The following is a 12,438-nucleotide window of genomic DNA, read 5'->3' as shown; positions in this document are numbered from 1 at the left end:
GGGCGCGGGGTTGCTGCCGGAGTAGCTCGCACCGAACCCGAAGGTGGTGGCGGCCCCGGGGGCGAGCGCCGAGTTGTAGCTCAGGGCCGCCACCGTGACCTGTCGGCCGCTGCTGCTCAGGGCGCCGTTCCACAGGTTGCTGATGGTCTGGTTCCCGGGCCAGGTCCAGCTGACGTGCCATCCGTTGACCGGGGTCGTGCTGGTGTTGGTGACCGTCACATTGGCGTTGAACCCGGTGCCCCAGTCCTGGGTGACGGTGTAGGCGGCGGTGCAGCCCGCGCCGCCGCCCCCGCCGGCGGGAGCGGTGGTCGCGGTGACCGCGGCGCCGGCGGGGGAGGTGTTGCCCGCGGCGTCGTGGGCCGTGACGGTGTAGGAGTACGCGGTGGCCGGGCTCAGCCCGGAGTCGGTGAAGGCGGTGCCGCTGGTGGTGCCCACCTGGGTGCCGCCGCGGTAGACGGTGTAGCCGGTCACCCCGACGTTGTCGGTCGAGGCGGTCCAGCTGAGCGAGGCGCTGCTGCTGGTCGTGCCGGTGACGGTCAGTCCGGTCGGGGCGGAGGGCGGCGTGGTGTCGCCGCCCCCGCCTCCGCCGCCGGCCGTGGCGGCGAACGAGAAGGCGTCGGTGGCCAGGCCCTGGCCGCCCTGCCAGATCTCGAAGCCGGCCTCGGCGTCGATCAGGTAGTGCTGCGGGTTGACCGAGCCGCGCGAGACGGCGTCCCGGATCAGCGCGGCCACGTCCAGGCCGGTCACGGCGGTGGTGCCGCCCTGGTACACGTAGGAGATGATCTTCCACGAGCTCTGCTGGCCGGTCCACACGTCCCACCCGTGCCCGGCGGCGGTGGAGGTGCCGGTCCTGGCGCCGAAGGGCTGCACCCCGCCCCGGCTGTTCAGCCAGATCATGATCTCGGTGCCGTCGGGCTGGCCGGTGGTGGTGGGCGTGGAGTTGATCCACAGGTCGTAGGCCACGTCGTAGGCGCCGCTCTGCGGCTGCTCGGTGCTCCAGGAGGAGGTGGCCGAACCGAGGTTGGCGACCTGGATCGGCAGTCCGCTGCCGGTGGTACAGGCACCCCAGTGGCAGCCCTTGTAGAGCGAGGGGTAGGTGGCGGGCGCGCCGCTGGTGGACAGGCCGAACGAGGCGGTGCTGACCGACCAGGCGGTGCCGGTGCCCGCCGTCACGCACTGCGGCGCGGTGGAGTTCCACTCGTTGGCCTGCAGGGTGTACTCGTTGTTGTTCACCGGCAGGGTGCCCTGCGGGGTGCAGATGCTGGTGCCGGCCGCGGTGGCGGGGGTGGCGGCCACCGCGAAGGGGAGCAGGGCGGCGAGCGCGAGCAGCAGGGTGGCCAGGGCGCTGCGCCGGCGGGTGGCGGGTGGGGGCTTGGGCATGGAGCGGGTCCCTTCCGGGGGTGACGGTGGGGCAGGGTGACAGGGGGTCAGCTGCGGGCCGGACAGAAAGCGCTCTCCCGGTGAGCGCGCACGGGCGACCCGGCTTGCTGACGGGCCCTTGTCATTTGCGGGAAATGAACACAGAGTTGAGCTGCTGGTGTCAACGAACGGCTCATTCATTTGGGAGTTGAACGACCATCCGGACGCTCTCCACGGCTCCCGCAGCGCGGCGGCTGCTCAGGTGGGAGCGGTGCCGGCGGTGCGGCCCGGGCCCCGGGACGATCGTGACGGCTCGTGGAAGTTTCAGCGCCCGGCCGGTCGGGCCGGAGCGGAAGGCGAACCGCGACCGCCGCGGCGCGCGCGGGCCGCCGCGGTGACCCGGCCCGCGCGCTCCAGGTCAGTACGGAACCCCCATCCGCCACCACCCCGCCCCAGGAGTCCGCCATGTCCAGTCCCCCCGTCCACCGGACCGCAGTCGGGACGCTGCGTTCCGCCCTCGCCGCGCTCGCGCTCGTCGTCGCGGCCCTGATCGGGCTGCCCGCCGTCGGGCACGCGGCCGGTTCGCTGCCCTGCGACCTGTACGCCGCGGGCGGCACCCCCTGCGTCGCCGCGCACAGCACCGTGCGCGCCCTGCTCTCCGGCTACACCGGCCCGCTCTACCAGGTGGCCCGCAGCTCCGACGGTGCCACCGGCGACATCGGCCTGCTCGCCCCCGGCGGGTACGCCAACGCCGGCGCGCAGGACACCTTCTGCGCCGGCACCAGTTGCCGGATCACCCGCATCTACGACCAGTCGGGCCGCCACAACGACCTCACACCGGGCCCGGCCGGCACCTCCGGCATGGGCGCCGACCGCGGTGCCGACGCGAGCGAGATCGCCGTGACCGCCGGCGGCCACAAGGTCTACGGCGTGTGGATCTCGCCCGGCGTCGGCTACCGCTACACCGGCGCCGCCTCCGGCGTCGCGGTCGACGGACAGCCCGAGGGCGCCTACATGGTGGCCAGCGGCACCCACGTCGGTGCTGCCTGCTGCTTCGACTACGGCAACGCCGAGTCGACGCCCGCGGACACCGGCAACGGCCACATGGACGCCGTCTCGATCGCCACCACCTGCTACTTCGCGCCCTGCACCGGTGCGGGCCCATGGGTGGAGGCCGACATGGAGAACGGCATGTTCCAGGGCGCCAACGGCTCCAACACCGCCAACGCGGGCAACAGCAGCAGCTACGTGACAGCGGTTCTGAAGGACAACGGCCGGACCAGCTATGCGCTCAAGGGCGGCAATTCCCAGTCCGGCGCCCTGAGCACCTGGTGGAACGGCGCGCTGCCCGACCGCGGCGGCTACCAGCCCATGCACCAGGAGGGCGGCATCATCCTGGGCATCGGCGGCGACAACAGCAACTGGAACATGGGCACGTTCTTCGAGGGCGTCATGGTCGCCGGCTTCCCGAGCGACGCCACCGACAACGCCGTCCAGGCGAACATCGTCGGGGTCGGATACGCCGGCCAGACCAACGTCCCCAACGGCCCGCAGGGCACCATTGCCGGCCCGGGCGGCCAGTGCGTGGACGTCGCCGCCGACGACACCGGCGTGAACGGCACGGGCGTCCAGCTGTGGAACTGCCAGTCCTACGCCGAGGACCAGCACTGGACCCACAACCTCGACGGTTCGCTCAGCACGATCGGCCGGTGTCTGGACGTCAACGGAAACGGGACGGCGGCCGGTACTCCGGTGGAGCTGTGGGACTGCAACGGGGTCGGCGGTCAGAAGTGGGTGCAGCAGTCGGACGGTTCGCTGCTGAACCCGCAGTCGGGCCTGTGCCTGGACGATCCGAGCGGGAACACCGCGAACGGGACCAGGCTGCAGCTCTGGACCTGCAACGGCAGCGCGGCCCAGAAGTTCGCGGTCAACGGCGGCGCTGCCATCGGCGCCCCCGGCGGCCAGTGCGTCGACGTCCTGGGTGACGACACCGGCGGTGACGGAACCGCCGTCACGCTGTGGTCCTGCCAGTCGTACTCCGTCGACCAGCACTGGTTCAACCGCGGTGACACCTCGCTCAGCACGCTGGGCCGGTGTCTGGACGTCAACGGAAACGGGACGGCGGCCGGTACTCCGGTGGAGTTGTGGGACTGCAACGGGGTCGGCGGTCAGAAGTGGGTCCAGCAGTCGGACGGTTCGCTGCTGAACCCGCAGTCGGGCCTGTGCCTGGACGATCCGAGCGGGAACACCGCGAACGGGACCAGGCTGCAGCTCTGGACCTGCAACGGCAGCGCGGCCCAGAAGTTCGCGCTGCACTGACAGGCCGTCAGCCGGCGCCCCGGGAAAGCCCGGGGCGCCGGCTCACTCCGCCGGCTCACCCTGCCGGAACGGTCCGCTGCACCTTGCCCGTGTAGTCGGCGGCCAGGTAGCCACCGGTGTAGGAGTCGGTGCGGTAGAGCAGCATGGCCGGCTTCTCGAAGAAGACGTCGTACTCGACCACCAGGTAGCGCATCGTCGGATTGTCGACTTTCAGGGTCGACTGAGCCTGCTGGGCCAGGCCGGGCAGCGCGTCCCAGTTGTACTTGCCCAGGTCGAGCACGGAGTTGGCGTCCTCCACCGTTCCCCCCGGCGAGGTGCTGAGCCGGCCGTTGACGTACGACAGGTCGTCGTAGCGCTTCGGGTCGGCAGCGGTGGGCACCTCGGCGGCCGCGTGGCCGTCGTCGTAGATGGTCAGCGAGACCACCTTGGAGCCGGTCAGGTGCATCGCCTCGATCGTCGCGTGCACGGTGGCCGCTGAGAACGGGTCCTGCTTGCCGGGGGCGGCCGCCTTGGTGGCGGGGGCGCTGGGGGTCGTGGTGGCAGGTGCCGAGCCCGTGCCGGGCGGCGTCGCGCCGGGGGAGGAGCCCGCACCGGGGGAGGAGCCCGCACCGGGCACCGAGGCGCCCGGAGTGCCGCCGGCGGCGGTGCTGTGGTGGGCGGCGCTCTCGAACCAGGTGACGCCCCCGGCCACCAGGACCACGGTGGCCACGGCGGCGGCGAGCGCGACCCGGCGGCGGGCCGGGCCGGCGGGCGGCTGCGGCGCGGCGCCGGTCGGATAGGGCGCCGGACCGCTCGGGTGCCCCAGCGGCCCGCTCGGGTACGGCACCGGCCCGCTCTGGAACGGGATGGCGTCCGCCGGCGGGTAGCCGTACCCCGCCGACGTCGAGGCCTGCGGCGTCAGCTGCGCGGTCGGGGTGTAGGCGAGCGGCGGGCCGAAACCAGTGGCGGCGCCCGCGGTCTCGGCCGTGGCGAGCAGCTGGTCGAGCTGGGCGGCGTCCGGACGGTAGGCCGGGTCCTTGCCGAGCAGCTGCGCGAAGAGCGGGGCCAGCGCACCGGCGTTGCGCGCGGGCGGCAGCGGCTCGCCCAGCACGGCGGCCAGGGTGGCCAGCGCGGTGCCGCGGCGCAGCGGGTGGTGGCCCTCGACCGCGACGTACAGCATCATGCCGAGCGACCACAGGTCGGAGGAGGGATTGCCCTCCTCGCCGCGGATCCGCTCGGGCGCTATGTACTCGGGCGAGCCGATCAGCGCGCCGGTCTCGGTGAGGGTCGCGGTGCCGTGCATGGCGGCGATGCCGAAGTCGGTGAGCACGGGGGTGCCGTCGGGGCGCAGCAGCACGTTGCCCGGCTTGACGTCGCGGTGCTGGATGCCCGTCCGGTGGGCGGCGTCGAGCGCCGCGAGGACGCCGCGGCCGATCCGGGCCGCCTCGGGCACGGTCAGCGGTCCGTGTGCCAGCCGGTCGTGCAGGCTGCCGCCGGTGACCAGCTCCATCACCAGCCACGGGTGCGGGTGCTCGGGGCTGTCCACGATGTGGTAGATCGTCACCACGTTGGGGTGCTGCAGCCGGGCCAGCGCCCGGGCCTCGCGCAGCACCCGCTCGCGCAGCTCGGCGGCGGCCGCCGGGTCGTTCTCGGCCAGCGAGGGATCCGGGGGCCGGACCTCCTTGAGCGCCACGTCGCGCTGCAGCGCCGTGTCGTGCGCGAGCCAGACCAGGCCCATGCCGCCGCCGCCGAGGCGCTGCTGCAGTGCGAAACGGCCGTCGATGAGCCGCAACCGCGGTCCCCCAGAATCCATGCCGATCATCGTAGGGGCGCGCCCTGACCATGCTCGCCAGTACCGTGCCTGGGATACTCTCCCGGGCCGTGCGGAAGGGGACCGTGTGCAAGCGATCGAAGCGGAGCCGATCGGCACCGAACGATTCGTCATCGAACCGCTGACGGTGGAGCACGCGCCGGCGATGGCCGCCGTGCTCGCCGATCCGGCCCTGTACGCCTACACCGGCGGTACCGCGCCGCAGGTGGCCGAGCTGCGCGAGCGCTACGCCCGCTGGGTGGCCGGCTCCGGTGAGCCGGGGACGGCCTGGTGCAACTGGGTGCTGCGGGACCGGGCGAGCGGGGAGCTGGTCGGCTGGCTGCAGGCGACCGTCAGCGGGCGGGCCGCGGCCGAGCTCGCCTGGGTGGTGGGCAGCGCCCGGCAGGGGCAGGGCGTCGCCAAGGAGGCGGCGCGCGCCCTGGCTGGCTGGCTGCGCGGTCAGGGCGTGGCCCTGCTGGTGGCCCACGTGCACCCCGGGCACGCCGCCTCGGCGGCGGTCGCGGCGGCCGCGGGACTGCGGCCCACCGGGCGGCTGGTGGACGGCGAGGTGCGCTGGGAGGGTTGATGGCGGGTGCCCTCGCCCGTGAGGGCACCCGCCATCAGGCTGCCTGACGAGCCGTCAGAGCTGGTGTGCCCAGACCGCGTACCGCTGGACGAACCGGGTGCCCGTGCCGGCGGTCACTGTCACGTCGTAGCGGCCGACCCGGTCGAGCGGCCAGTCGATCTTCACCGTCCGACCGGCGCCGACCCACACGGTCTGCGGGCTGCCCGCGAAGTCGTTCGCCGCCGCCGTGAAGCCGACCTCGCCCGCGCCGTCGTTCGCCAGCTCCAGCCGCAGCACCTTGGGGTCGCGCAGGTCGGCCGTCACCATCGGGACCGAGACGTCCTCCTGGGCGAGTCGGACCACGGTGCCCGCGAAGCGGGTCACGAAGCCGTCCGCGCCGTGCACGGTGAAGTCGTAGCGGCCGTCGGTGGTCGCGGCGTCCCAGACATAGGTCCGCGACTGCCCGGCCGGCACGGTGAACGGGGTCCCGGCGAACGGCTGCGCGATGTTCGGGTAGACGGTGAAGTGGTAGCCCACCGTGCCGAAGTTGGTCATCGTGCAGGTGACCTTCCCGGTGGCCCGGTCCACCTCCACCTCGGCCCAGGGCCGGTAGGGCAGCGGGCGGTGCGGGCGCTCGCCGCGCTCCTGGGCCGGCATCGACTGCGCGCCCTGGGCGGGCAGCGCCACCGGCGGCAGCTGCGCGGCGCCGTCCGCCTTCGCCATCAGCGCGACGGTGTCCGGCAGCGCCGGGAGCGAGTAGTCGGGCCGGGTGAAGTCGAAGCAGCTGGTCAGGTCGCCGCAGACGGTGCGCCGCCAGTCGGAGATGTTGGGCTCCCGGACCCCGGTCACCACCTCCAGGAAGCGCAGCACCGAGGTGTGGTCGAAGACCTGCGAGTTGACGTACCCGCCGCGCGACCACGGCGAGGCCACCCACAGCGGCACCCGGTTGCCCAGCCCGATCGGCCGGCCCTGCGCGAACTCCTCCGCCGTGCCCGGCTCGGGCGCGGGCGGCACCTGGTGGTCGAAGTAGCCGTCGTTCTCGTCGTACATCACCAGGAAGACGGTGTGCCGCCACACCTCGGGGTTCGACATCAGCGACTGCAGCGCGCTGTTGACCCACCAGGCGCCGTAGTCCGGGCTGGCGTTGGGGTGCTCGCAGAACAGGTACGGCGCGACCATCCAGGAGACCGTCGGCAGCGTGCCGTCCTTGCAGTGCGCGTCGAAGGCGGTCAGGTCGAATGTGGTCATCGCGTTCACGTAGCGCGGGTCGTCCGGCGCGAACGCGTGGAACTGCTTGAAGTAGGAGAGCGCGTTGTCGTCGTAGTCGCCGGTCCGCTCGTCCTCGCTCGGGTTGTGGTAGACCCGCCAGCTGATCCCGGCCTGCTCCAGCCGCTCGGCGTAGGTGGTCCAGTCGGCCACCGGGTTCTGGGTCACCGGGGTGTTGTCGATCCACGGTCCGGTGGTGCCGTCGCGGCCCGGGCCCGAGGTGCCGGTCCACAGGTAGAGCCGGTTGGGGTCGGTCGGCCCGGCCAGCGAGCAGAAGTAGGCGTCGCAGAGCGTGAACGCGTCGGCCAGGGCGTACTGGTAGGGGATGTCCTCGCGGGTGAAGTAGCCCATGGTGCGCTCGCCCTTGGCGGCCACCCACTTGTTCATCGCACCGTTGTTGATCGCCTGATGGCCGGTGGCCCAGTCGTGGGCCAGGCCGCCGGCGTTCTGCGCGTTGTACTTGGTGGTGTCCATCCGGTACGGCAGCATCACGCCGCCGTCGGCCCGGCGCGGGTCGGGCTGGCGGAAGACGGAGTCGCCGTTCGGGAAGCGCAGCGCCTGCTTGTCCTCGAAGCCGCGCACGCCGTTGAGGGTGCCGAAGTAGTGGTCGAAGCTGCGGTTCTCCTGCATCAGGATCACCACATGCCTGACCTCGGCGACGCCCGCGGGGGCCTGGCCGGCGGGCTCGGCTTCGGCGGAGTCGGGCAGGCCGACCACGGAGGCGGCGGCGGCCGCGGCGGCGGCGCCCAGGACGGTGCGGCGGTTGAGCTCGGTCATCGGTGAACGCCTCTCAGATCTCGAAGGTCGCGACGGCGGCGGCGGTGTCCGAGGGCCAGCCGTTGGCGGCGGCGTTCGGCTCGGCGGCCGGCCAGCCGGTGGCGATCACGTGCGCCTCGCGCAGCGCGAGCGGACCGGTGTACAGCACGTAGTCGATCCGGTCCTGCGGTTCGGGCCTGCTGCCGCGCTGCTTGCGGGTGGGGGACCAGGTGAAGCCCGGGTCCCGCCGGGGGGCCGGGTGGTCCTCGCGGAAGCTGTCCACCAGGTTGGCCGCCTGCAGCGCGGTGCTGACCGGCCAGGCGAGGTCCGGCCAGTCCAGGTGCGAGGGGGAGGAGAGCGCGGCGGCCAGCACGGTCGGGGCCGGGTCCTCGCCGAGGCTCATCGCGGCCACCAGCGCCGTTGCCTGCTGGAGCCGGACCGAGCCGGTCTCGTTCGCCAGCACCTGGGCGGCGGTCGCGCCGTCCTGGTAGGCGTAGGGTCCGTAGCCGGTCTCGTCCAGGTGCGCGGCCCAGAAGCGCACGGTGCGCCCGCCCGGCAGCCGCACGGTGACGCCCGCGGCGGGCAGCGCGGCGGTGGCCGGGGAGAGGTCGGTGAGCGGGTAGCGGCTCAGCACGCCCACGCTGCCCGGGCTCTGGTAGGCGTACCAGCCGAGCGCGTCGGCCAGCGCCTGCGCGGCCGTGCCGCCGGTCTCCTGCAGCGCGACCACGTCCCAGCCCTGGGTCAGCACCACCCGCAGCTGCTTCTCCCGGGCGTCGGTGGTGTGCGCGCCGGCGTCCCACAGGTTGAGGGTGGCGGTCTTCAGCTGCCGGCGGCCCTTGGGCTCGCGCACCGGCACCTGCACGGTGAGGGTGTCGCTCGCCCCGTTCGCGTCCTTGACCGCGACGGTGATCACCGCCGGGTGGGCGAGCGGCTTGGCGGGCGCGGTGCCGCTGACCACGCCCTGCGGGCTGACGGAGAGCCAGGAGTCGCCGCCGGTCCGGCGGAAGGCGGGCGCGGTGCTGCCGGTCCACAGACCGGCCAGCTTGACCGTCACCTGCTGACCCGGCGCCACCTCGGTGGCCGTCAGCGCGTCGACCGCGCAGTGCGCCGGGGCGGGCACCGGCTTGGGCTGGAAGCTGAACGGCGCGCTCTGCGCGAGGATCCCGTAGCCGTCCTTGGCCAGCAGGTAGGCGGTGTACGGGCCGCCGGTGAGCGCGGAGGTGTCGAGAGCGACGTCACCGGCGGCAGCAGGGGTGTACTTCCACAGCAGCGAGGACCCGGTCCCGGGCCGGCGGGTGCCGTCGTAGATGCCCACCCAGTTCTTGGCATCGGGCGCATCGGTGGTCCAGTGGAAGGTGAGCTTGTCGCCCTCCACCGGACCGGTGGTGGAGCTGAGCGTGAGGGTGCTGCCTGTGGGCACGGTGCTTCCTGTCCGCAACGGGGGCAAGTTGGCTGAACAACTGAGCCCTCATTCAGGCGGGAGGCAGCGGCTACGGCATGAACAGCAGGTGACGGAACATCGGAAGTCCGTCGAACTCGGTCACCTCGGGTGACTGGCCTGACCCGTGATGCGGACATCGAACGGTTGACCCAGTAAACGCGCAGCCCGGTCGGCCGCCGGTCGGGCGGCGGCCGACCGGGCTGTGGTCGGTCGCGGTACCTGGTCAGTGGTGGTGGCCGCCGTCGGCGCCGTGGATGATGTTGGTGACGCCCTTCAGCACGTCGGCCACCACCTCCCAGTGCCCGGACTCCTGCTCCGGCGGCTCGTAGGTGAAGACGGGGGTCTCGTCGTCCTGCTCGTCGTTGTCGGGCATGTCCGCTCCGATCCGTAGTGCTGTCCCGCGGCTGCGGTTCGCGCCAACTCTGCTCCCGGGCAACTCCCTTGACAACCTCGGTGCGTCTACGTCAGGTCGCTGGGGCGCACGCGGCGGGTGCGCCGCGCGCTGGTGCGCGCTGTTCGGCAGAGGTGACCACCGGCCGGCGGCCGGTTCCCGGACGACGGGACCGCGCGACCCACCCTCGGGTGGATCCTGTTCCACGTCCTGCAGGAGTACGCCCGTCACGCGGGCCACCTGGACGTCGTCCGCGAGCTCACCGACGGCGCGACCGGCGAGGCCTGAGCCCCCGACGCTGTCCGCGTGGTCAGCGGTACTCGCACAGGTAGGCGGTCTCCACCGCCACCCGGAGCTGGAAGCGGCTCTCCCCGGGAACCTCGAACCGGCTGCCCGCCGCGAAGGTCTCCCAGTCGTCCGCGCCCGGCAGCTTGACGGTGAGGGCGCCGCTGACCACGTGCATGACCTCCGGCGCCGCCGTGCCGAACTCGTACTCCCCGGGCGCCATCACGCCGATCGTCGCCGCGCCCTGCTCCTGGGTGAAGGCGATCGACTTGACCGAGCCCTCGAAGTACTCGTTGACCTTGAACACGGTGTTCCTCCCGGGAAGCTGGCGGACGGTGCGGCGGGCGGTCGCGGAGTCCGGCCGCCGGTCACCGGGCGGGCACTCTACCAGCGGTGATCGCGCCGTCTGCCGGTTGTCCACGGCGGCCCGGCGGCGCGGTTCACCGCGGGCCGCCGGCGGGGTCGCAGGTGTTCGGCAGGTAGCCGAGGCCGGCCGCGTCCGCGATCGGCTGGTGCTGCATGCGGCTGGTTTGAACGTGTTCAATAGTGGGCTAGGCTCTTTCCAGGAACTGAGGAGGGGGCTCCATGAAGATCGTGATTCCCGGGGGGACCGGCCAGCTGGGCGGCGTGCTGGACCGCGCGCTGACCGCCGCCGGCCACCAGGTCGTGGTGCTGACCAGGAACGCGCGGCGGGCCCGCGAGGTCCGTTGGGACGGCGAGCGGCTGGGTGCGTGGGCGGCGGAGATCGACGGCAGCGATGCCGTGATCAACCTGGCCGGACGCAGTGTCAGCTGCCGTTACACCCCGGCCAACCTGCGCGAGATGATGGACTCCCGGGTCGACTCCGCCCGGGTGGTGGGCGAGGCGATCGCGGCCGCCGACCGGCCCCCGCAGGTGTGGCTGCAGATGAGCACCGCCACCTACTACGCCCACCGCTTCGACGCCGCCAACGACGAGGCCACCGGCCGGCCCGGCGGCAGCGAGCCGGATGTGCCCGCCTACTGGGGCTACAGCGTCGACATCGCCCGGAACTGGGAGGCGGAGCTGGACCGGGCCGACACCCCGGCCACCCGCAAGATCGCGCTGCGCACGGCGATGGTGATGGCCCCGGAGCGCGGCGGCACCTTCGACGTGCTGTCCTGGCTGGTCCGGCTCGGGCTGGGCGGCCCGGTGGCGGGCGGTGCGCAGTACGTGTCGTGGATCCACGACACGGACTTCGTGCGGGCCGTCGAGTTCCTGATCGACCGCCAGGACCTGGCCGGCCCGGTCAACCTCGCCGCACCCGAACCCCTGCCGCACCGCGAGCTGATGCGGGGCCTGCGCCAGGCCTGGGGCGTCCCGCTGGGCCTGCCGGCCACCCGCTGGATGGCCGAACTGGGGGCCTTCGCACTGCGCTCCGACACGGAACTGCTGCTGAAGAGCCGCCGGGTCGTCCCGGGCCGGCTGCTGGAGGCCGGCTTCGCCTTCGAGCACCCGCGTTGGCCGCAGGCTGCCCGGGAGCTGACCCGGCGCGCCCGCGCCGCCCGGCACGGCGGCGCGGGCGGCTGAGGCTGCCCCGGGTGGCAAGCGGACGGCTGAGGCTGCCTCAGGTGGCGCTGCCCTGGGCGTCGACCATCGACTTCACCGCGTCGTCGAAGTACGGGCTCTGGTTGAAGTCGCTGCAGTCGATGGCGGTCAGGACGCCGTTGACGTGTCCGAGGCCGGTCGAGTCGTCGAACACGCGCAGCCAGGGACCGCCGGGCCCCCGGGATCCGAGCTGGCAGTAGATCCCGATCGTCCCGCTGTAGAACCCCTGCGTGGTGGTGTCGGCGCACGGCTGCTGGCTCTCGCCGTTGCTGCGGTCCAGCGAGTAGGTGAGGACCATGACGGGCACGGTCCGCGGGTAGTTCCAGGAGAGCCCCTGGCCGCCGGTGGCGTCCACCAGGCGGGTGCCGTCCTGCGGCCAGGTGGTCACTACGGCGAGGTCGCGACCGGGGGCGCTGCTGTCGATCCAGGCGGTGAAGATGCGGAACTCCTTGGCGGCGAAGGTGCCGTACGGGTAGGAGCCGGACCGGTAGCGGGGTGCGTAGACCCAGTTGGTCATCCAGGTCCGGCCCTGGCCGCCGTGCACGCAGGAGCCGGCCGTGATCACCAGCTGCTTGGAGGGGGTGTTGAGGGCGCTGCCGGTGCAGACGTGGTCCTGGCCGTCGCTGGGGTCGGTGAAGAACACCTTGCCCACCGCGGCGGACTCGGTGACCTGCGGCTGCCGCCCTGAGTTCCACAGTTGG

Annotated in this window: 10 protein-coding genes and 1 pseudogene; 4 read left to right on the top strand and 7 right to left on the bottom strand. The window is 73.0% G+C overall.

The annotated features are described in order from the left end of the window. Positions 1 to 1,380 (bottom strand): GH12 family glycosyl hydrolase domain-containing protein (locus C7C46_RS37500; RefSeq protein WP_110673506.1); only part of this gene is annotated, 1,380 nt, incomplete at its 3' end. Positions 1,381 to 1,824: 444 nt separating this feature from the next. Here C7C46_RS37500 and C7C46_RS32445 point away from each other — a divergent pair. Then, complete coding sequence (locus C7C46_RS32445; protein WP_110673505.1) at positions 1,825 to 3,678, top strand: arabinofuranosidase catalytic domain-containing protein; 1,854 nt, start codon at positions 1,825 to 1,827, stop codon at positions 3,676 to 3,678. Between the two features lie 55 nt (positions 3,679 to 3,733). On the opposite strand, the gene C7C46_RS32440 is transcribed toward C7C46_RS32445, so the two are convergent. Continuing rightward, positions 3,734 to 5,470: a serine/threonine-protein kinase gene (locus tag C7C46_RS32440; RefSeq protein ID WP_110673504.1), complete on the bottom strand. Its 1,737-nt coding sequence runs from the start codon at positions 5,468 to 5,470 to the stop codon at positions 3,734 to 3,736. Positions 5,471 to 5,555: 85 nt separating this feature from the next. Here C7C46_RS32440 and C7C46_RS32435 point away from each other — a divergent pair, with 85 nt between their 5' ends. After that, complete coding sequence (locus tag C7C46_RS32435; RefSeq protein WP_245985289.1) at positions 5,556 to 6,053, top strand: GNAT family N-acetyltransferase; 498 nt, start codon at positions 5,556 to 5,558, stop codon at positions 6,051 to 6,053. A 54-nt stretch (positions 6,054 to 6,107) separates the two neighbouring features. On the opposite strand, the gene C7C46_RS32430 is transcribed toward C7C46_RS32435, so the two are convergent. From C7C46_RS32430 to C7C46_RS35530, 3 genes are all read right to left on the bottom strand, one after another. Beyond that, a complete protein-coding gene (locus tag C7C46_RS32430) occupies positions 6,108 to 8,075 on the bottom strand; it encodes a phosphocholine-specific phospholipase C (protein WP_110673502.1) in 1,968 nt (655 codons plus the stop codon). 13 nt (positions 8,076 to 8,088) lie between these two features. Beyond that, the gene (locus C7C46_RS32425; RefSeq protein WP_110673501.1) at positions 8,089 to 9,474 is read right to left on the bottom strand and encodes an endonuclease/exonuclease/phosphatase family protein; all 1,386 of its coding nucleotides are present in this window, start codon (positions 9,472 to 9,474) and stop codon (positions 8,089 to 8,091) included. A 244-nt stretch (positions 9,475 to 9,718) separates the two neighbouring features. Further along, positions 9,719 to 9,868 carry a hypothetical protein gene (locus C7C46_RS35530; protein ID WP_181442653.1) on the bottom strand — a complete coding sequence of 50 codons (150 nt, stop codon included), beginning with the start codon at positions 9,866 to 9,868 and terminating at the stop codon, positions 9,719 to 9,721. 165 nt (positions 9,869 to 10,033) lie between these two features. Here C7C46_RS35530 and C7C46_RS32420 point away from each other — a divergent pair. Then, positions 10,034 to 10,174 (top strand): annotated as a pseudogene (locus C7C46_RS32420) (mycothiol transferase); the annotation flags it as partial. Between the two features lie 22 nt (positions 10,175 to 10,196). On the opposite strand, the gene ppnP reads toward C7C46_RS32420, so the two are convergent. Beyond that, a complete protein-coding gene (ppnP, locus tag C7C46_RS32415) occupies positions 10,197 to 10,478 on the bottom strand; it encodes a pyrimidine/purine nucleoside phosphorylase (protein WP_110673500.1) in 282 nt (93 codons plus the stop codon). Between the two features lie 278 nt (positions 10,479 to 10,756). Between ppnP and C7C46_RS32410 the strand changes: the two genes are divergently transcribed. After that, positions 10,757 to 11,719: a TIGR01777 family oxidoreductase gene (locus C7C46_RS32410; RefSeq protein WP_110673499.1), complete on the top strand. Its 963-nt coding sequence runs from the start codon at positions 10,757 to 10,759 to the stop codon at positions 11,717 to 11,719. A gap of 37 nt (positions 11,720 to 11,756) precedes the next feature. Here the strand turns inward: C7C46_RS32410 and C7C46_RS35525 are convergent. Beyond that, positions 11,757 to 12,438 (bottom strand): trypsin-like serine peptidase (locus C7C46_RS35525; RefSeq protein WP_425470159.1); only part of this gene is annotated, 682 nt, incomplete at its 5' end.

It is taken from the genome of Streptomyces tateyamensis (assembly GCF_003205575.1).
Lineage (GTDB): Bacteria > Actinomycetota > Actinomycetes > Streptomycetales > Streptomycetaceae > Kitasatospora > Kitasatospora tateyamensis.
Note: the sequence above shows the minus strand (reverse complement) of the source record. Positions and strands in the feature narration are given on the sequence as shown.